The organism is Microbacterium sp. P2_F9 (genome assembly GCF_056403635.1).
Window position 1 is genome coordinate 1 of record NZ_JBFUFC010000054.1, and the last position, 19,180, is coordinate 19,180.

General features: G+C 69.1%; 16 protein-coding genes. 7 read left to right on the forward strand and 9 right to left on the reverse strand.

Going from position 1 to position 19,180, the window contains the following annotated elements; genetic code table 11:
* Positions 1-108: bL21 family ribosomal protein (locus AC1DVT_RS07935; protein WP_477388004.1), on the reverse strand; the 108-nt coding region annotated here is incomplete at its 3' end.
* A 216-nt stretch (positions 109-324) separates the two neighbouring features.
* On the opposite strand from AC1DVT_RS07935, the gene AC1DVT_RS07940 reads away from it, so the two are divergent.
* On the forward strand, positions 325-597 hold the full coding sequence (locus tag AC1DVT_RS07940; RefSeq protein ID WP_457098493.1) for a DUF4031 domain-containing protein: 273 nt from the start codon (positions 325-327) through the stop codon (positions 595-597).
* Between the two features lie 3 nt (positions 598-600).
* Here the strand turns inward: AC1DVT_RS07940 and AC1DVT_RS07945 are convergent, their stop codons facing one another.
* Positions 601-3,054 (reverse strand): Rne/Rng family ribonuclease, encoded by a 2,454-nt coding sequence (locus AC1DVT_RS07945; RefSeq protein ID WP_477387986.1) that lies wholly within the window; start codon positions 3,052-3,054, stop codon positions 601-603.
* Positions 3,055-3,356: 302 nt separating this feature from the next.
* Between AC1DVT_RS07945 and AC1DVT_RS07950 the strand changes: the two genes are divergently transcribed.
* Entirely contained in the window at positions 3,357-3,959 is a 603-nt protein-coding gene (locus AC1DVT_RS07950; RefSeq protein ID WP_457098491.1) for a vitamin K epoxide reductase family protein, read from the forward strand.
* On the opposite strand, the gene ndk is transcribed toward AC1DVT_RS07950, so the two are convergent.
* The 4 genes from ndk to ileS are packed head-to-tail and all read right to left on the reverse strand — an operon-like array spanning position 3,956 to position 9,567.
* Positions 3,956-4,369, reverse strand: a complete 414-nt coding sequence (gene ndk, locus AC1DVT_RS07955) for a nucleoside-diphosphate kinase (protein ID WP_457098490.1) — start codon at positions 4,367-4,369, stop codon at positions 3,956-3,958. The two genes, AC1DVT_RS07950 and ndk, sit on opposite strands and share 4 nt — an antisense overlap.
* A 1-nt stretch (position 4,370) precedes the next feature.
* A complete protein-coding gene (locus tag AC1DVT_RS07960) occupies positions 4,371-4,793 on the reverse strand; it encodes a DUF4233 domain-containing protein (protein WP_457098489.1) in 423 nt (140 codons plus the stop codon).
* Positions 4,790-6,148, reverse strand: coding sequence for a bifunctional folylpolyglutamate synthase/dihydrofolate synthase (locus tag AC1DVT_RS07965; protein ID WP_457098488.1), 1,359 nt, complete (start codon positions 6,146-6,148; stop codon positions 4,790-4,792). The genes AC1DVT_RS07960 and AC1DVT_RS07965 overlap by 4 nt, the downstream gene beginning before the upstream one ends.
* The gene (gene ileS, locus AC1DVT_RS07970) at positions 6,145-9,567 is read right to left on the reverse strand and encodes an isoleucine--tRNA ligase (protein WP_477387989.1); all 3,423 of its coding nucleotides are present in this window, start codon (positions 9,565-9,567) and stop codon (positions 6,145-6,147) included. Before ileS ends, AC1DVT_RS07965 begins: the two co-directional genes overlap by 4 nt.
* Before the next feature lie 327 nt (positions 9,568-9,894).
* Here ileS and AC1DVT_RS07975 point away from each other — a divergent pair, with 327 nt between their 5' ends.
* The 4 genes from AC1DVT_RS07975 to AC1DVT_RS07990 all read left to right on the forward strand — a co-directional run bounded on the left by AC1DVT_RS07975 (position 9,895) and on the right by AC1DVT_RS07990 (position 14,833).
* The gene (locus AC1DVT_RS07975) at positions 9,895-11,235 is read left to right on the forward strand and encodes an MFS transporter (protein WP_477387991.1); all 1,341 of its coding nucleotides are present in this window, start codon (positions 9,895-9,897) and stop codon (positions 11,233-11,235) included.
* Positions 11,236-11,889, forward strand: coding sequence for a pentapeptide repeat-containing protein (locus AC1DVT_RS07980; RefSeq protein ID WP_477387993.1), 654 nt, complete (start codon positions 11,236-11,238; stop codon positions 11,887-11,889). It abuts the gene before it with no gap.
* Positions 11,890-12,003: 114 nt separating this feature from the next.
* Positions 12,004-14,583 (forward strand): valine--tRNA ligase, encoded by a 2,580-nt coding sequence (gene valS / locus AC1DVT_RS07985; RefSeq protein ID WP_477387995.1) that lies wholly within the window; start codon positions 12,004-12,006, stop codon positions 14,581-14,583.
* Position 14,584: 1 nt separating this feature from the next.
* A complete protein-coding gene (locus AC1DVT_RS07990; RefSeq protein ID WP_457098483.1) occupies positions 14,585-14,833 on the forward strand; it encodes a hypothetical protein in 249 nt (82 codons plus the stop codon).
* Here the strand turns inward: AC1DVT_RS07990 and AC1DVT_RS07995 are convergent.
* Genes AC1DVT_RS07995 through AC1DVT_RS08005 form a run of 3 tightly spaced genes read right to left on the reverse strand, consistent with a single transcriptional unit; the run spans position 14,830 to position 17,011 of the window.
* Positions 14,830-16,173: an MFS transporter gene (locus AC1DVT_RS07995; protein ID WP_477387997.1), complete on the reverse strand. Its 1,344-nt coding sequence runs from the start codon at positions 16,171-16,173 to the stop codon at positions 14,830-14,832. The two genes, AC1DVT_RS07990 and AC1DVT_RS07995, sit on opposite strands and share 4 nt — an antisense overlap.
* Positions 16,170-16,379 carry a hypothetical protein gene (locus tag AC1DVT_RS08000; RefSeq protein WP_477387999.1) on the reverse strand — a complete coding sequence of 70 codons (210 nt, stop codon included), beginning with the start codon at positions 16,377-16,379 and terminating at the stop codon, positions 16,170-16,172. Before AC1DVT_RS08000 ends, AC1DVT_RS07995 begins: the two co-directional genes overlap by 4 nt.
* The gene (locus AC1DVT_RS08005) at positions 16,376-17,011 is read right to left on the reverse strand and encodes a winged helix-turn-helix domain-containing protein (protein WP_477388001.1); all 636 of its coding nucleotides are present in this window, start codon (positions 17,009-17,011) and stop codon (positions 16,376-16,378) included. Before AC1DVT_RS08005 ends, AC1DVT_RS08000 begins: the two co-directional genes overlap by 4 nt.
* Before the next feature lie 108 nt (positions 17,012-17,119).
* Between AC1DVT_RS08005 and AC1DVT_RS08010 the strand changes: the two genes are divergently transcribed.
* On the forward strand, positions 17,120-19,171 hold the full coding sequence (locus tag AC1DVT_RS08010) for a M3 family metallopeptidase (protein ID WP_477388003.1): 2,052 nt from the start codon (positions 17,120-17,122) through the stop codon (positions 19,169-19,171).
* Positions 19,172-19,180: the final 9 nt, after the last annotated feature.

Below are 19,180 nucleotides of genomic sequence, written 5' to 3' on the forward strand. Positions count from 1 at the left end.
GAGCTCGATCTTGTCGCCGACCTTCGCGGACTGCCGATCGAGGACGACGATAGTGCCGACCTCGACCTTCTCCTGCCGGCCACCGGCGCGCACAACTGCGTAAACCACTTCACACCTGTTTTCGTCTTGGGAGCGCACGGCTCCGATTGTCTTTGTGAGACTGGAAAGTCCTGGTGGTCTCTGCCGTTTCCGGCGAAGCTCTCGAGGTAAAGCCCTACCGCCCGCGTAACGGGACGCACCAAAGGACTACTTTACCGGATGCCGCGACCGCAAGCAAAAGCGCGGCGCGCCGTGGCGCGACATCCGGTGCATATGATCAGGTTCGTGGCGATCCTGATCGACGATCCGCGCTGGCCGGCGCATGGGCGACTCTGGGCTCATCTGGTGTCCGACCATGACCTGGACGAGCTGCACGCCTTCGCCGCGGCGCAGGGGATTCCGCGGCGCGGGTTCGATCTCGACCACTACGACGTGCCCGACGAGGCGCACGAACGGCTCGTCGCCGCGGGTGCCCGCCATGTCGACGGGCACACGCTCGTGCGAGCGCTCATCGCCTCCGGGCTGCGCGTGACGGCACGGCAGCGCCGGGGGCTCTGAGCATCAGTCTTCGGTCGGGGCGTGCTGCACCGGCGTACCGGTCAGCGCAGCCGTCGTGACCCGGCGGCGCGCACGACCCTGACCCGGAGCCTTGGGCTCGGGCAGGGCGCTCAGCACGGAGTCCAGGAGCAGGTCGGTCTCGGTCCGGGGGGCCCTGGTCTGCTCCGGCCGCTTCTTCCGCGGCTTCTTCGCCCGCTCCGCGGCGGGCGGGGCGGCCTCGACGGGACGCACCTCCTGCACGGGCAGCGCCTCGGCGATCGGCTCGTCGTGGTGGTGGATCGTCGAAGCCGCGATCTGCGCGAGCGCAGACTTCACACCCTCGGTGATGACGTGGGTTCCGCCCGACGGAGGGGTCTGCGAGTTCGTGCGGGCAGGCCGGCGATTGGTCGTCGGAGGCGCACCGTTCGGCGGGCGATGCCTGACAACCGGGTCGTGGTGCACGATGACACCGCGGCCGGCGCAGACCTCGCACTGCTCGCTGAAGGTCTCGAGCAGTCCGAGCCCGAGCTTCTTGCGGGTCATCTGCACGAGACCGAGCGAGGTGACCTCGGCCACCTGGTGCTTGGTGCGGTCGCGGCTGAGGCATTCGACGACGCGACGCAGCACCAGGTCGCGGTTGGATTCCAGCACCATGTCGATGAAGTCGACGACGATGATCCCGCCGATGTCACGCAGTCGGAGCTGGCGCACGATCTCCTCGGCGGCTTCCAGGTTGTTCTTCGTGACGGTCTCCTCGAGGTTTCCCCCGGAGCCGACGAACTTGCCGGTGTTCACGTCGATCACGGTCATCGCCTCGGTGCGGTCGATGACGAGCGATCCACCCGACGGGAGCCACACCTTGCGGTCCAGCGCCTTCTCGATCTGCTCCGAGACGCGGAACTCGTCGAACGGGTCGGCTTCGCCTTCGAACGTCGCGATGCGGTCCAGCAGGTCGGGAGCGACGCTCGCGAGGTAGCTGGAGATCGTGTTGTGCGCGTCTTCGCCCTGGATGAGCATCTTCGTGAAGTCCTCGTTGAAGACGTCGCGGACGATCTTCACGAGCAGGTCCGGCTCGGAGTGCAGGAGCGCGGGAGCCTGGATGCTGTCCACCTGCGTGCTGATGTGCTCCCACTGGTTTGTGAGGCGCTGCACATCGCGGGTGAGCTGGTCCTCGGTGGCGCCCTCGGCGGCCGTACGGACGATGACGCCCGACGATTCCGGCAGCACCTCCTTCAGGATGCGCTTGAGGCGCGCACGCTCGGTGTCGGGCAGCTTGCGGGAGATCCCGTTCATCGCACCGCCCGGCACGTACACGAGGTAGCGACCAGGCAGCGAGATCTGGCTCGTCAGGCGAGCGCCCTTGTGCCCGACGGGATCCTTCGTGACCTGCACGAGCACCCGATCGCCGGTCTTCAGCGCGAGCTCGATGCGGCGGGGCTGGTTGCCGGTCTCGACCGCATCCCAGTCCACTTCGCCCGAGTAGAGCACGGCGTTGCGGCCGCGGCCGATGTCGACGAACGCTGCCTCCATGCTCGGGAGCACGTTCTGCACCCGGCCCACGTACACGTTGCCGATGAGCGAGGCGTCCTGGTTGCGCGCGACGTAGTGCTCGACGAGCACGTTGTCTTCGAGCACGGCGATCTGGACACGGCCGTTCTTGGAGCGCACGACCATCACGCGGTCGACGGCCTCGCGGCGGGCGAGGAACTCCGCCTCGGTGACGACAGCGCGGCGCCGGCCGGCTTCGCGGCCATCGCGGCGGCGCTGCTTCTTCGCCTCGAGGCGCGTGGAGCCCTTGATGCGCTGGGGCTCGGTGATCAGCTCGACCGCCCGCTGACGCGGGTGCTGCTCGACCGCCGGCCGCTGGCGCGGCTGCTGCGGTTCGACCGGAGCGGATGCCTCGTCCTGGCCGTCTGCCGGCCTGCGTCCGCGGGTGCGGCGGCGCGCGTTGGAGGTCGGCGCCTCCTCGACAGGCTGGGAGCGCCCTGGCAGGAGCGGCAGGGGCGGCAGCACGGCAATCGGCGGCGCATAGAACGTCAGCTGCGTCGAGACCGCGGAGACGAAGTCCGCGGGGATCAGTCCCAGCGAGACAGCGGTGACCGGACCGGGCTCCGGCTCCGGCTCCGGCTCCGGCAGTGACTCCGACTCCGGCTCGGGCGCGGGCTCGGGCTCGACGGGGGCCTCGTCCGAGACGACAGTCTCGGGGGCGGGCTCAGGCGCCGCATCGGTCGCTGCGACCGACGTGGCCTCGTCAACCGAGGGCTCGGCATCCGAAGCCTCGTTCACGGACGCGTCGTCCCGCGGAACGTCGTCTGTCGAAGACTCGGCGTGGGAAGAATCATCGTCCGAATGCACAGCGTGCTCGGCGTCTGCGACCGGGGCGGGGTCCTGCGTGAGGACGTCCTCCACGGTCAGCTCTCGGCTGTCGCTCCGTGCTTCCTGATCGATGTCTTCGTGGTCAAGGGTCTCATCTGCCATCACCGGCGTACTCCCTGCGGGGCGACACCGCGCGTCGCCCGGCGAAATCTCGTGCGGCGCCGCACCTGCGGTGCCGCGAACTCACTCGGTCTGCAGCGGGATCCGGCTCGTCGGCGGGGGCTCGCGCTGCCAAGGGCACTCTTGCCCTGAAGTCTTCTGTGATGCGGTGGCGGCGCGGCCGCGACCGATCAACGACCATTATCGCACTTTCGCGGATCGATTGCGCGAAGCACGCAGATCCGCGCGTCTTCGGCCGGTGCGGGACGCGGCATCCGCGAGGTTTGCGATGTCATAATCCGAGCATGTCCACGGCGCAATCCCACTCCCGTCCCACCGGTCTGGCCGTGTGGCTCGTCATCGCCGGAGCGATCGGCTGGTGGGCGGCGTTCGCCCTCACGATGGAGCGGCTGAACCTGCTGGAGAACCCGGGCTCAGTGGCGTCCTGCGACTTCTCGCCCCTCGTGCAGTGCACGCGGAATCTCGAATCCTGGCAAGGTGCAGTGTTCGGATTCCCCAACCCCATCCTGGGCCTCGCCGGCTGGGTGGCGCCCATCGTGGTCGGTGCGGCGATCCTCGCCCACGCCCGCTTCGCCCGCTGGTTCTGGTGGCTCTTCGAGGGTGGCGTGCTGTTCGCGTTCGGCTTCGTGATCTGGCTCATCGGCCAGAGCATCTTCATCCTGGGCACGCTCTGCCCGTGGTGCATGGTGACGTGGATCGTCACCATCCCGACGTTCTACGCGGTGACGCTGCACATCCTGCGCGCGGGCCTTGTGCCCGCCCCCGCCGGTCTGCGCCGAGGAGCGGACCGCCTGATGAGCTGGGTGCCGCTCCTCGCCGTCGTCAGCTACGCCGTGATCGCGATCCTCGCCCAGATGCGCCTGGACGTGCTCAACGCGCTCTTCTAAAACCAGATCGCGAGTTCGCGGGCGGCCGACTCGGGGCTGTCCGAGCCGTGCACGAGGTTCTGCTGCACCTTCAGGCCCCAGTCGCGACCGAAGTCGCCGCGGATGGTGCCCGGCGCGGCCGTCGTCGGGTCGGTGGTCCCCGCGAGCGAGCGGAAGCCCTCGATCACGCGGTTGCCGGCGAGTCGGATGGCCACGGACGGCCCGGACATCATGAAGTCCAGGAGGGGCTCGTAGAACGGCTTGCCCTCGTGCTCGGCGTAGTGCTGCTCGAGCGTCTCACGATCCGGCTCGACGAGACGGATGTCGACCAGCGCGTAGCCCTTGGCTTCGATGCGCGCGAGGATCGCGCCGGTGAGGCCCCGGGCGACGCCGTCGGGCTTCACCAGGACGAGGGTCTCTTCAGTGGCCATGTCAGTCTCCATCTTCGTTCTCGGCTTCGGCGATCAGCTGCGCGTTGCGCTTGTCCAGGGACGCTCCTTTGATCGTGGCATACCCGTAGAGGGCCGCGAAGACGAGGCCGACCAGCACGAGCGCCGGGACGAGGAATCCGCCCAGGATCACAACTCCCTGCAGCGCCCAGCCCAGCGCGATCGCCCAGCGATAGCGCATGAGTCCTGAGGTCAGCAGCATCGCGAGTCCCACGACTGCGCCGGCGACGATGCCCCACCACTGCTCCACACCCGGCGGAAGGGTTTTGAGACCGTAGGCGACCAGGCCGCCCAGGAAGACGACGATCGACTCGAAGGCCAGCACGATCGAGCCGAGCGACTCCGCGGCGCCTCGGCGACGAGGTCGCCGGGGCTCGCGAGCCACCGGCGCGGTGGGCGCGCTCACTCCTCCCACCCCGCCTTCCAGTCCTCCGCAGCGGCGAGCGCAAGCGCCTCCCCCGCGAGGACGACCGAGCCGGCGATCACGACGGCGCGACGATCGGATGCCGCGGCCCAGGCTCGTGCGGCTTCAGCGGCGTCCGAGACCCCCTCGTGGACGGTGACGGGCAGGCCCGCGAGCTCGGCGAGGTCGGCGATGCGGTCGGCGTCGTTGGCTCGGTCGGACTCCGGCGCGGTGGCGAAGACATGCGTGGCGACCGGGGCGAGCGCCGCGACGATGCCTGCGGCATCCTTTTCGGCGAGGATGCCGAGCACGACGCCCCACTCGTCGAAGGAGAACGACTCCTGGAGAGCGGTGGCGAGCGCCCGTGCGCCGTGCGGATTGTGCGCGGCGTCGACGAGCACGGTCGGGCTGATGCCGACCAGCTGCAGTCGGCCCGGCGATGTCGTGTTGCTGAGCCCCTCTGTGAGAATGTCGCCGGCGATCGCCTGGCTGGCGCCGCCGATGAGCGACTCGACGGCGGCGATCGCCAGCGCGGCGTTGAAGCCCTGGTGCGCACCGTAGAGCGGGAGGTATTCATCGTCGTAGGTGCCGGCGAGGCCGCGCACCGAGATGAGCTGCCCGCCGACGGCGAGCCGGCCCGATGTCAGGCCGAAGTCGGCGCCTTCGAACGCGATCGTGGCGCCCCGCGCGGCGGCGGCGGCGCGCAGCACGGTATCGGCCGTCGGATCCTGACGGGCCGAGACGACGGCCGCGCCGTCCTTGATGATCCCGGCCTTGACTGCCGCGATGTCGGCGATCGTCTCGCCGAGCCGGTCGGCGTGATCGAGGTCGATCGGGGCGATCACCGCGACGTCGCCGTCTGCGGTGTTCGTCGAATCCCATGAGCCGCCCATGCCGACCTCGACGACCGCGACATCGACCGGTGCATCGGCGAAGGCGACGAAGGCGAGCACGGTGAGCAGCTCGAAGAAGGTGAGCGGCGCGTCGTCGACCGCCGCGAGCTCGGCGTCGACCAGGTCGACGAACGGCTCGATCTCGTCCCAGGCGTCGGCGATCGCGCCGTCGGCGATCGGCTCGCCGTCGATCATGATCCGCTCGGTGAACCGCTCCAGGTGTGGGCTCGTGAACAGCCCGGTGCGCAGTCCGTGAGCGCGCACGAGGCTCTCGATCATCCGGCTCGTGGAGGTCTTGCCGTTCGTCCCGGTGACGTGCACGACCCGGTAGGTGCGCTGCGGGTCATCGAGCAGCTCGAGCACCCGCCGGGTGCGTTCGACGCGCGGCTGCACCCAGCGCTCACCCTGCCGCTGCAGGAGCGCCGCGTACACGGCGTCGGCCCGACTGCGATCGCGTTCACTCATGCGGATGCCTTCACCTTCGTCACGGAGACCGAGAACTCGCCCGCATTCGCGTACGCGCCGGCAGCGAACGTCGCCCGATGGTCGGGCTCACCGATGTGGGCCTGGCCATCCACGGAGATCGCATGCTCGGTCGCGAGGGTCTCGCCCGCGATGTCTGCGATATCGAACGCCGAGCTGACGGCTGCGGCGTCCGCGGCATCCGTGAAGAACAGCCCCAGGCGGATGCGGTCGCTGACGTCGAAACCGGCGGCCTTGCGCGTGTCCTGGATGGCCCGGATGAGATCCCGCGCGAGCCCCTCGGCTTCCAGTTCGGGCGTGGTCGTCGTGTCGAGCAGGACGAATCCGCCCCGAGGCAGCAGCGCGAGCGCCTCACCCTCGGGCCGGCCGGTGGTCTCCAGGACGAGGTCGTACTCGCCGGGCTCGAGGGCGAGTTCGCCCTCGAGCGTGCGCACGGCGACGATGCCGTCGTGCTCGCTCCACTCCCCTGCCTTGGCCGCCTGGATCGCCTGCTGCACGCGCTTCCCGAGCCGAGGTCCGGCTGCCCGCGCGTTGACTGACAGTCGATGGGTGATCCCGTAGCCGGAGGCGGTCTCCGCCTCGAGCTCGACGAGGTCGATGCTCTTGACGTTGAGCTCTTCGCGCAGAATATCGTCGAACTGGGCGAGGGCCCCGGCATCCGACACCACCACGGTCAAGCGCGAAAGCGGGAGGCGCACGCGACGCCCCTCCTTCTTGCGCAGCGCGTTCGCGGTGCTCGAGACCTCGCGGACGGCGTCCATCGCGGAGCGGATGTCATCCGCGGCGGGGAAGGCGTCGGCGTCCGGCCAGTCCTGCAGGTGTACGCTGCGTCCGCCGGTGAGCCCCTGCCAGACGCGGTCCGACACGAGCGGGATCAGCGGCGCCGCGACGCGTGTGAGGGTCTCGAGCACGGTGTACAGCGTGTCGAACGCCTCGGTGGTCTTCGGGTCCTGCCCGGTCCCTGAGCCTGTCGAAGGGACTCCCACCCAGAACCGGTCGCGGGAGCGGCGGATGTACCAGTTGGTGAGCGCCTCGGTGAACTCGCGGAGCTTGGCCGCCGCGAGTGTCGAGTCGAGCACCTCGAGGTCGGCGGCGACGCCGCGCACGAGGTCACCGGTGAGCGCGAGGATGTAGCGGTCGAGGACGTCGGTGGAGTCGGTCCGCCACTGGGCCTCGTACCCGGAGTCCCCGGTCCCTGCGCCTGTCGAAGGGCCACCGGCAGCGTTCGCATACGTCGCGAAGAAGTACCACGCGTTCCAGAGCGGGAGCATGAATTCGCGCACGCCGGCGCGGATCCCCTCCTCCGTCACGACGAGGTTGCCGCCGCGCAGGACGGAGCTCGACATGAGGAACCAGCGCATCGCGTCGGAGCCGTCGCGATCGAAGACCTCGGACACGTCCGGATAGTTCCGCAGCGACTTCGACATCTTGAGACCGTCGCTGCCCAGCACGATGCCGTGACACGACACACCGGTGAAGGCGGGACGATCGAACAGCGCCGTGGACAGCACGTGCATGACGTAGAACCAGCCGCGCGTCTGGCCGATGTACTCGACGATGAAATCAGCGGGTGAGTGCGCGTCGAACCAGTCGTGGTTCTCGAACGGGTAGTGCACCTGGGCATAGGGCATCGACGCGGAGTCGAACCAGACGTCGAGCACGTCCTCGATGCGGCGCATCGTGCTGCGGCCGGTCGGGTCGTCGGGGTTCGGGCGCGTCAGGTCGTCGATGAACGGACGGTGCAGATCGACCTCGCCCGCGGTGTTGACGGGCAGCCGCCCGAAGTCGCGCTCGAGGTCGGCGAGGCTGCCGTAGACGTCGACTCGCGGGTACTCGGGGTCGTCGCTCTTCCACACCGGGATCGGCGATCCCCAGTAGCGGTTGCGGCTGATCGACCAGTCGCGCGCGCCCTCGAGCCACTTGCCGAACTGGCCGTGCTTGACGTTGTCGGGAACCCAGGTGATCTTCTCGTTGTTCTCGATCAGGCCGTCCTTGAAGTCGGTCACGCGCACGAACCAGCTCGAAACCGCCTTGTAGATGAGGGGGTTCCGGCAGCGCCAGCAGTGCGGGTAGGAGTGCTCGTAGCTGGCGAGGCGCAGGAGACGCCCGTCCTGGCGGAGGACCCGTACGAGCGGCGTGTTCGCGTCCATCCACAGCTCTCCGGCGACATCCGTCACCTGCGGGAGGAAGCGTCCGCCGTCGTCGAGGCTCATGATGAGCGGGATGCCGGCGGCCTCGGTGACCCGCTGGTCGTCCTCGCCGTAGGCCGGGGCTTGGTGGACGATGCCGGTGCCGTCCGCGGTCGTCACGTAGTCGTCGACGAGGATGCGCCACGCGTTCGCGGTGCCCCAGGTCGCGGCATCCGCGTAGTAATCGAAGAGGCGGTCGTAGGTGACGTCCTCGAGCTCCGAGCCCTGCACGGTCTGCACGATGGCATCGCGGGCGGCGGCGGCGTTCTCGTAGCCGAGGTCCTTCGCGTAGCCCGCGAGGAGCTCCTCGGCGAGCAGGTAGCGGTGCGCGGTGCCCTCGAGGGTGTCGTCCTCGTGGCCGTCGGTCGCGTGGTGCACGTCGGCGGAGCCGGCTGGTCCCCCGGGGACGACGACGTAGCGGATGTCGGGACCCACGGCGAGCGCGAGGTTCGTCGGGAGCGTCCACGGCGTGGTCGTCCAGGCCAGGGCGCGCACGCCGGTGAGCCCGAGCGCTTCGGCCTTCACGCCCGTGAGCGGGAAGGTGACCGTCACCGAGGGGTCCTGACGCATCTTGTAGACGTCGTCGTCCATGCGCAGCTCGTGGCTGGACAGCGGCGTCTCGTCGCGCCAGCAGTAGGGCAGCACGCGGTAGCCCTCGTAGGCGAGGCCCTTGTCGTGAAGCGTCTTGAACGCCCAGAGGACCGACTCCATGTAATTCGTGTCGAGCGTCTTGTAGCCGCGCTCGAAGTCGACCCAGCGCGCCTGGCGGGTGACGTAGTCCTCCCACTCGTGCGTGTACGCGAGCACCGATTCGCGGGCCTTCGCGTTGAACGCGTCGATTCCCATCGACTCGATCTCGGCCTTCTCGGTGATGCCGAGCTGCTTCATCGCCTCGAGCTCCGCCGGCAGGCCGTGGGTGTCCCAGCCGAAGACCCGATCGACCTTCTTGCCGCGCATCGTCTGGAAGCGCGGGAAGAGGTCCTTCGCATAGCCGGTCAGCAGGTGGCCGTAGTGCGGGAGTCCGTTGGCGAACGGCGGCCCGTCGTAGAACACCCACTCCTCGGCACCGTCGCGCTGCTGGATCGACGCGCGGAACGTGTCATCCTGCTCCCAGAAGGCGAGCACTTCCTGCTCGATCTCGGGGAACCGCGGACTCGGCACGACGGCTGCTGCGTCAGCGGCGGGGCCGAACGAGGACTTGGGGTAGGTCATTTCACTCCAGCAGGTTGCGATGCTTCCTGCGAGGACGACTCCCCGGACAAGGGAACCGCGGTACCACCCCGCGTTGCCTCGCGGACCCTTCGACGAGCTCAGGGACCGCGGGCCACTCTCACTGCGGCTGTGACGGGCCTGCCCCGTTCGGTTCTACTGACGAGACGGATGCCGGAGCGGCCGTCTCGCGTTCTTCCGAAGACTCCCCGGTGATGGCCGGATCGATGTCTGTGCTTCGATTCTACCGGCATGGGTCCTGAGGGTGAGCGGAGAAGTCGGGCGGCGTTCCTGGACGGGATCCACCAACGCCCAGCGGTGGCAGGATGGATGCCTGTGACCTCCGCAGCATCCRTTTCCCCTCGCACCGCCCCCTCTGCCGATCCCACCGCCCGCGTCGCCTGGGCGTCGATGGTCGGCACCTCGCTGGAGTCGTTCGACTTCTACCTCTTCGCCTACTTCTCCGCGTTCTTCCTGGGCCCGCTGTTCTTCGAGCCGCTCGGCGTCTTCGGCGAGACTCTCGCGTCCTTCTCGACGATCGCGCTGGCATTCGTCGTGCGACCGATCGGCGCGGCGATCTTCGGGCACATGGGCGATCGGCTCGGCCGACGCACCACGCTGCTGTGGACCGTGGCGATCATGGGCATCGCGACAGGCGCCATCGGCCTCCTGCCGACCTACGCGCAGGCCGGCTGGGTCGGCGCCATCCTCCTCATCCTGCTGCGCATCGCGCAGGGCCTGTCCCTCGGCGGGGAGTGGGGCGGATCCATCCTGCTCGCGACCGAGCACTCCGGACCCGTCAAGCGCGCCTTCTACGCCGCGATCCCGCAGCTCGGCTCGCCAGTCGGTTCGATCCTGTCCGCCGCGGTGTTCATCGTCCTGACGATCGCGATGCCGATCGAAGACCTCATGGCCTGGGGCTGGCGCATCCCGTTCCTCCTCGCGCTCCCGCTGCTCGCGGTGTCGCTGTACCTGCGCTGGTCGATCGACGAGACGCCCGTCTTCGAAAACGTCGTGGCGGAGGGCCGTCGCGATCGGCTTCCGTTCGCCACCCTGTTCCGTGAGCGTCCCCGGGCACTGCTCCTCGCGATCGGCGCCGCGCTGCTCGGCATCGGGTCGTACTCGCTGATGAACACGTACACCATCAACTACGGCGTCGACCAGCTCGGCTTCAGCTTCCAGGACCTGCTCATCGCCACGACGATCGGCGCCCTGCTGCAGCTGATCACGATCCCGCTGTTCGGCCGGCTCGCGGCGCGGATCGGCTCCGCCCAGGTCGTCGCATGGGGCGCCGCGGGAACCCTGCTGATCGCGTTCCCGATGTACTACCTGCTGCAGTTCGCCACGTTCCCGATCCTGGTCGCGACCATGATCATCGGCGGGATCCTGCCGACCATGTCGTGGGCGGCGCTCGGGGGCCTCATGAACGACCTCTTCCCCGACCACTTCCGCTACTCGGCGCTCTCGATCGCGTATGCGATCGCCGCCACGGTGAGCGGGTTCGTCCCGCTCGTGACCATCGCGATCGGCGGCGCGACGGACTTCGCCTGGTGGCACCCGGGCGTCGTGCTCGCCGTGCTCTCCGCCGTCACGCTCGGCTCGGCGTGGCTCGCCGCCCGCCGGCAGCCCGAGCCGGAGTTCACCCCCGCGCTGGCCCCCCAGGCCGCCTGAGTGGCGCGCGACAGTCTGCGCGCCCCGCGCGCTGCGACCCCGGACATCCCCGATTCGCTCGACCCCGTCGCGGGGATCGCTCGCGCTGATGACCTGGTCCAGGCACGGATCGAGGGTCTCTCTGGAACGGTGGATGCCGCGCACGCGCACGTTGCGGAGTGCGTCGTGGCCGCGGCATCCGTCGACCGCCTCGACCTGACCGGCGCCTCGCTCAGTGACGTCGAGATCACGGACCTCCGGGCCACCGAGCTGCGTGCGGTGGAGAGCCGGTGGCGGAACGTCCGCCTCACGGGCGGGCGCATCGGCACCCTCGACCTGCGCAGCGCCGAACTCGACGGGGTGGAGCTGCGCGGCATCCGCATCGACTACCTCGCCCTGCCCGCGGCGCGCGTGAATGACCTGGTGGTCGCGGACTGCGTGATCGGTGCGCTCGATCTGCCGCAGGCGACGCTGACGCGGGTGCGCTTCGAGGACTCGCGCGCCGACGAGGTCGACACCCGCGGCCTCCGCTCCGAGCATCTCGACCTGCGCGGGCTCGAGGCCGTCTCGTACACGGACCCTGCCGGCCTGCGAAGGGCGACGCTCTCCTTCCGCCAGGTCGAGCACCTCGCACCCGCCCTCGCCACAGCTCTCGGCATCCGCGTCGACGACTGAGGCCCTGGCTCCGAATTCCTTCGCAGGCGCGTCGCAGTCGACGCCGGTAGAATCGACGGACATCCCACACTCAGGCACGTACACCCGGTGCCGCACATATCGCAGGAGACGCCCATGGCCGACGCGCACATTCCCGACAAGCCCGCCCTCGAGGGTCTCGAAGAGAAGTGGGATGCCGCGTGGACCGCGGATGGCACCTACCTGTTCGATCGTGCCGTCGCCGCTGAGGTCGGCCGCGCCGGGATCTACAGCGTGGACACTCCCCCGCCGACGGCCTCGGGGAGCCTGCACATCGGCCACGTGTTCAGCTACACGCACACCGACGTCAAGGTGCGCTACGAGCGGATGCGCGGCAAGACGGTGTTCTACCCGATGGGCTGGGATGACAATGGCCTCCCCACCGAGCGGCGCGTGCAGAACTACTACGGCGTGCGCTGCGATCCTTCGCTGCCGTACGACGCCGAGTTCACGCCCCCCTACGAGGGCGGCGACAACAAGAGCGGCCGCGCCGCCGACCAGGTGCCGATCAGCCGCCGCAACTTCATCGAACTGTGCGAGAAGCTCACGGTCGAGGATGAGAAGCACTTCGAGGCGCTGTGGCGCAAGCTCGGCCTGAGCGTCGACTGGACCCAGACCTACCGGACGATCTCGGACGACACGATCCGCACCAGCCAGCTCGCGTTCCTGCGCAACCTGGAGCGCGGCGAGGCCTACCAGGCGCTCGCGCCCACGCTGTGGGACATCGACTTCCGCTCGGCGATCGCGCAGGCCGAGCTCGAGGACCGCGACCAGCAGGCCGCCTATCACCGCGTCGCCTTCCACAAGACCGACGGCTCTGGCGATGTGCACATCGAGACGACCCGCCCCGAGCTGCTCGCCGCCTGCGTGGCCCTCGTCGCGCACCCCGATGACGCCCGCTACCAGCCGCTGTTCGGCACGACCGTGCGCACCCCGCTGTTCGACGTCGAGGTGCCCGTGCTGGCCCACCCGCTGGCCCAGCCCGACAAGGGCTCGGGCATCGCGATGATCTGCACCTTCGGCGATGTGACCGACATCATCTGGTGGCGTGAGCTCGATCTGCCCAACCGCACGATCCTCGGCCAGGACGGCCGCATCATCGCCGAGGCTCCCGACGTCCTCACCACGGATGCCGCGCAGGCCGCCTACGCCGAGCTGGCGGGCAAGACCGTGTTCAGCGCGAAGAAGCGCGTCGTCGAGCTGCTCCAGGAGTCGGGCGAGCTCATCGGCGAGCCCAAGCCGTTCACGCACGCCGTGAAGTTCTACGAGAAGGGCGATCGCCCGCTCGAGATCGTCTCGACCCGCCAGTGGTACCTGCGCAACGGCGCCCGCGACGAGCAGCTGCGCGAGCGGCTGATCGGCTTCGGCCGCGAGATGTCGTGGCACCCCGACTTCATGCGCGTGCGCTTCGAGAACTGGACGAACGGCCTCACCGGAGACTGGCTCGTGTCGCGCCAGCGCTTCTTCGGCGTGCCGATCCCGGTCTGGTACGCGCTCGACGAGAACGGCGACCGCGACTACGACCGCGTCCTGTTCCCCGCCGCCGACCGGCTGCCCGTCGACCCGTCCACCGATGTGCCGGACGGCTTCACGGCCGAGCAGCGCGGCGTCCCCGGCGGCTTCGCCGGCGAAAACGACATCTTCGACACCTGGGCGACCTCCTCCCTCACCCCGCAGCTCGCGGCCGGCTGGGAGCGCGACCCGGAGCTGTGGAACCTCGTCGCCCCGTTCGACCTGCGCCCCCAGGGCCAGGACATCATCCGCACCTGGCTGTTCTCCACCCTGCTGCGCAGCGCGATGGAAGACGACCGCGCGCCGTGGACGGATGCCGCGATCTCCGGCTTCATCGTCGACCCCGACCGCAAGAAGATGTCGAAGTCGAAGGGCAACGTCGTCACCCCGGCCGACATCCTCGAGCAGCACGGGTCCGACGCGGTCCGCTACTGGGCGGCCTCGAGCCGTCTCGGCACCGACGCCGCCTTCGACCCGCAGAACCCGACCCAGATCAAGATCGGGCGGCGCCTGGCGATCAAGGTGCTCAACGCTGCGAAGTTCGTGCTGTCCTTCCCTGTGCCCGAGGGCGCCGAAGTCACGCACGCGCTCGACGCGTCGATGCTCGCCACGCTCGACGGCGTGATCCGCGACGCCACCAAGGCGCTCGATTCGTACGATCACGCCCGCGCGCTCGAGATCGCCGAGTCGTTCTTCTGGACGTTCTGCGACGACTACCTCGAGCTCGTCAAGGAGCGCGCTTACGACCGCACCGACGTCGGCCAGGCCTCCGCCGCTCTGGCGCTGCGCATCGCCCTCGAGGCGCTCCTGCGCCTGTTCGCCCCGGTGCTCGCCTTCGCCGCGGAGGAGTCGTGGTCATGGTTCCACGAGGGCTCCGTGCACACCGCGCCATGGCCGGAGCCGCTCGGCAGCGCCGGCGACCCCGCGGTCCTCTCCGCCGTCGGCGACGCGCTCGTCGGCATCCGCCGGGCCAAAACAGAGGCCAAGGCCTCGCAGAAGACACCCGTCGCCCGCGTCACGATCTCGGCGCCCGAGGCGTCCGTGGCTCTCCTGCGCCTCGCGGAAGGCGACCTCAAGGCCGTCGGCCGCATCGCCGAGGTGGAGTACGCGGATGCCGCGGCCATCGCGATCACCGCGATCGAACTCGCCCCCGTGGAGGTGTGACGTGCAGCTCGGCACCCGCTGGACCTCTGGTGACACCCCACCCGCGGCAGTCCCGCCTTCGGTGCGTGCGGCAGTCGAGGGCGTCGACCGCGCCCTCCCGGACGACGGGCTCGGTCAGCCGCGCCCCCGGTGGACGCTCACCTGGCTCGAAGGCCGTCCGATCGCGGAGCTCGACACCGGCGTGATCGTCAGCCTCGATGCCGACGGCCAAGCCGTCGTCACGCACGACGACGAAGACGGATTCGCCTAACCGACCCGAGCTTCCGCCTCGGCGCCGGCCGCCTTCGTGCCGACCAGCAGCAGGCGAGCGCCGCACAGTGCCGCGACGAACACGACACCGGCTCCGATCAGCATCGGCAGTCGCAGGTCGTACCGCGCCACCCAGCCCCCGAGCACGGTGGCGATCGGGAACAGTCCCCACGTGAAGGTGCGGATGATCCCGAGCACGCGCCCGAACAGGTGCGGCGGCACGATCTGCTGACGCAGCGCCCCCCACGGCACGTTCCACACCGACACCGCGAACGCGCTCAGCCCGAAGGCGGCGACGGCGGTGAAGACTTCTGGCGCCAGTCCGGTCAGGAGCATCCCCAGGGCGGCCACGAAGTTCGCGGAGAGCATGACGACGCCTCGCCCGAATCGGCGCACCAGCGTCGATGCGACGATCGAGCCGATCAGTGCGCCGACGCCGATTCCGGCCGTGACGAAGCCGATCGCCGCCGGCGCCACGTGCATCTCGTTGAGGAAGAAGAGGATGAGCGGCGCCTGTGCGAACGAGAAGGCGGAGCCGATCATGCACGTGAAGACGACCATCGAGCGCAGGTAGCGAGCGTGTCGCAGGTAGGAGATGGCCTCGCGGGCGGTGACCTTCGAAGGCGCGAGGGTGGCGGCCACCGGCTCAGGAAGGGGCGAGCCGGCGTCGATGTCGGGGGCCGAGGCATCCGGAACCGGCGCGCCTTCACGAAGCGGCCGCGCAGCCGACAGCGGGAGCAGGATGGCCAGGACGATCGGCACGATGTAGCCGAGCCCGCCGAGCCACAGCGGAAGCGCCAGCGAGACGGCGAAGAGGATGCCCGCAATCGGGGTGGCGATGAAGTTGTCGATGGTGACCTGCGCGGCTTGGATCCAGCCGTTGGCGCGGTCGAGCTGCGGACGGCCGACCACTCCGGGCAGCACGGCGTTGGTGGCGTTGTCGAAGAGCGTCTCACCGAGCCCGAAGATCAGGGTGCCGGCGAACAGCGCCCAGATGTCGATGTGGCCAGACATCGTGAGCACCGCCAGCCACAGCGCGACCGCCCCGCGGATGGTGTTCGCGATCGCCATGATGATGCGCCGGTCGAACCGGTCGACGAGCATCCCAGCGGGGAGCCCGAACACCAGCCACGGCACGAAGGCGAGCGCGCCGATGACCGAGATCGCGAGGGGATCCTGCGTGAGCGTCGTCGCGATGAGCGGCACAGCCGTGCGTCCGAGACCGTCGGCGAGGTTGCTGAATGCGGCTGCGGTCCACAGCTTGCCGAAGTCGCGGCCCAGCCGATCGCGCCCCCGCGCGCCGCCTGACTGATCGGTGACCATGGAGGGCGACGCGCTCATCGGGGCAGCAGCCCCATCGCACCGAACGCCTGGGCGACGGCGCGGGACTGCTCGTGCGTCGCCGCGGCGACCGCCCGCGCGCGCGAAGACCGGCCCGCACGGCGCTCGAGTCGCGTGGTGACGAAGTGATCGAGCGCGGATGCCGTGTGCAGAAGTGTGCGCTCGAGCGGCGTCGTGTCGACACGGTGTGCACTGATAGCGGTCATGACTTGCCCTCCAGGTCGGGAAGGGGGAAGACGTCGGCGCGGATGGTCACCGGCCGCACGTCCTCTCCGGTCTGATTGCGGTACTGGGCGACGGTCTCGTCGATCACCGCCATGATGCGATTGGTGAGCTCGCTGCTCTGCGCGGGAGTGAGCCGCGCGGTGGCGGTGGAGATCAGGGTGCCGTCGGCCCAGGTCTCGTCGTCGAGCGCAGCGCCCTGCTCGACGAAGTCCATGAGCTGCTGGTGGCGGTTGCGCAGGAACTCGTTCATGACGATCTGCGTCGCCGAGCGGCCTGCCGGGGTCTTCATCGCCTGCGGGCTGGCAAACGTCACGCCACCGGGCTGACGCTCCCACCAGCGCTCGCGGGTCGTCCCCCGGCCCTCGACCTCGTGGATGAGGTCGTGCTTGGCCAGCGCCCGGAGGTGATAGCTCGTCGAGCCGCTCGACTCCCCCAGCCGCTCGGCAAGTGAACTCGCGGTCTGGGGTCCGTACTGACTGAGGATGTCGTAGATCCGCACCCGGAGCGGGTGGGCGAGAGCGCGAAGGGCTCCGGTGTCCAGGACGCGCTCGGGCTGCCGCGGCAGCTCGACCCGCGCAGCCAGGTCATCGGCGTGTTCCTCGTCTTCGTCCATATCCTGAGAGTAGCGATGCAAAGGAGTCTTTGCAAGCATTATTTTGCAACGGTCTATTTGCAAATATTCTTCGGCACCCTGAGTCCACCGCTCGATAGGCTGTCGACCATGGCGACCGACAATCCTCTTCTGACCCCCAGCACGCTCCCCTACCGACTCCCGGACTACTCCGCGATCCTGCCCGACCACTATCTACCCGCGTTCGAGAAGGCGTTCGCCGAGCACCGGCAGGAGGTCGACGCGATCACCCGCGTCCGCTCGATGCCGACGTTCGAGAACACGATGGCGGCGCTCGAGACGGCGGGACGCCTGCTCAGTGACATCTCGCGCACGTTCTACACGGTGTCGTCCGCCGACGCGACCGAGGAGATCCAGCAGATCGAGGAGACTCTCGCCCCGCTCATGTCGGCCCACCAGGACTCGATCCAGCTGGACGCGCAGCTCTACTGGCGCGTGAAGACCCTGCACGAGCAGCTCGACGAGCTCGAGCTCGATCCCGAGCAGCGCTACCTCGTCGAGCGCCACTTCCGGGAGATGACGCAGGCGGGCGCGGGGCTCGATGAGACGGCGAAGGAGCGGCTCACCGCCATCAATCAGCGCCTATCGTCGCTGACGACGACGTTCGAGAAGAATCTCCTGAACGACACCAACGCCCTCGCCGTCGTCTTCGACGACGCCGCCGAACTGGACGGCCTCACCGAAGGCGAGCTGTCGGCGGCAGCACAGGCCGCGACAGATCGCGGCCTGGAAGGCAAGCACCTCGTCACCCTCACGCTGTTCACGGGGCATCCGTATCTCTCCAGCCTCACGAACCGCGAGAGCCGCCGGCGGATCCTGGATGCCTCGAGAGCCCGCGGATCGCGTGGCACCGACGATGACAACCGCGCGGTGCTGCTCGAGATCGTCCGGCTGCGCGCCGAGCGCGCAGCGCTCCTCGGCTACGCGTCGCACTCGGCGTTCGTCACTGCCGACGAGACCGCGGGCTCTCCCGAGGCCGTCCACGAGCTGCTCCGCAAACTGGCCACGCCTGCGGCCCGCAACGCGCGACGCGAGCAGGAGGCCCTGCAGGCGATCATCGATGCCGAGCCGGAGCCGTTCCCACTCGAAGCGCACGACTGGGCGTTCTACACCGAGAAGGTGCGCCAGGCCGAGTACGACCTCGATCGCGCGGCACTGCGCCCGTGGTTCGACGCCGAGCGGGTGCTGCAGGACGGCGTCTTCTACGCCGCCACGGCGCTCTATGGCATCACCTTCACCGAGCGCGGCGACCTRCACGCGTACCACCCGGACGCGCGCGTGTTCGAGGTGCACAACGAGGACGGCTCGCCGCTCGGCCTGTTCATCCTCGACCTGTACACCCGGGACACGAAGCGCGGCGGGGCGTGGATGAACTCGATCGTCTCGCAGTCGCGGCTTCGCGGCACGAAGCCCGTCGTGGTGAACAACCTCAACGTCCCGAAGCCGGCGCCGGGCAAGCCGACCCTGCTGACGCTCGACGAGGTGACCACCCTCTTCCACGAATTCGGACATGCGCTGCACGGCCTGTTCGCGACCGTCACCTACCCGCATTTCGCCGGCACCAATGTCTTCCGCGACTTCGTGGAGTTCCCCAGCCAGGTCAACGAGATGTGGATCTACTGGCCCGAGGTGCTCTCGAAGTACGCGCGCCACATCGACACCGACGAGCCGCTGTCGGAAGCCGTCGTGGCGAAGCTCGCCGCGTCCGAGACCTTCAACCAGGGGTTCGCGACGAGCGAGTACCTCGCGGCATCCTGGCTTGATCAGGCGTGGCATTCCCTGACCTCGGCGCAGGCCGCCGAGGACATCGATGTCGCCGGGTTCGAGGCATCCGCCCTCGCCGACATCGGTCTGGACAACCCGGTCGTGCCGACCCGGTACTCCTCGACCTACTTCGCCCACGTGTTCGCGGGCGGCTACAGCGCCGGCTATTACTCGTACATCTGGAGCGAGGTGCTCGACGCCGACACCGTCGACTGGTTCGGCGACAACGGCGGACTCACCCGCGAGAACGGTGAGCGCTTCCGGCAGCGACTGCTCGGCGTCGGCGGGTCGAAGGACCCGCTCGAGGCCTTCCGCGACTTCCGAGGGCGGGATGCCGAGATCGAGCCTCTGCTCAAGCGTCGAGGTCTCGCCGACTGAGGCCGCGGG

Coding starts and splice junctions, on each gene's coding strand:
- AC1DVT_RS07945 (WP_477387986.1), bottom strand. CDS start 3,054: ATGGCAGATGAGACCCTTGACCACGAAGACATCGATCAGGAAGCACGG.
- AC1DVT_RS07950 (WP_457098491.1), top strand. CDS start 3,357: ATGTCCACGGCGCAATCCCACTCCCGTCCCACCGGTCTGGCCGTGTGG.
- ndk (WP_457098490.1), bottom strand. CDS start 4,369: ATGGCCACTGAAGAGACCCTCGTCCTGGTGAAGCCCGACGGCGTCGCC.
- AC1DVT_RS07965 (WP_457098488.1), bottom strand. CDS start 6,148: ATGAGTGAACGCGATCGCAGTCGGGCCGACGCCGTGTACGCGGCGCTC.
- ileS (WP_477387989.1), bottom strand. CDS start 9,567: ATGACCTACCCCAAGTCCTCGTTCGGCCCCGCCGCTGACGCAGCAGCC.
- valS (WP_477387995.1), top strand. CDS start 12,004: ATGGCCGACGCGCACATTCCCGACAAGCCCGCCCTCGAGGGTCTCGAA.
- AC1DVT_RS07995 (WP_477387997.1), bottom strand. CDS start 16,173: ATGAGCGCGTCGCCCTCCATGGTCACCGATCAGTCAGGCGGCGCGCGG.
- AC1DVT_RS08000 (WP_477387999.1), bottom strand. CDS start 16,379: ATGACCGCTATCAGTGCACACCGTGTCGACACGACGCCGCTCGAGCGC.
- AC1DVT_RS08005 (WP_477388001.1), bottom strand. CDS start 17,011: ATGGACGAAGACGAGGAACACGCCGATGACCTGGCTGCGCGGGTCGAG.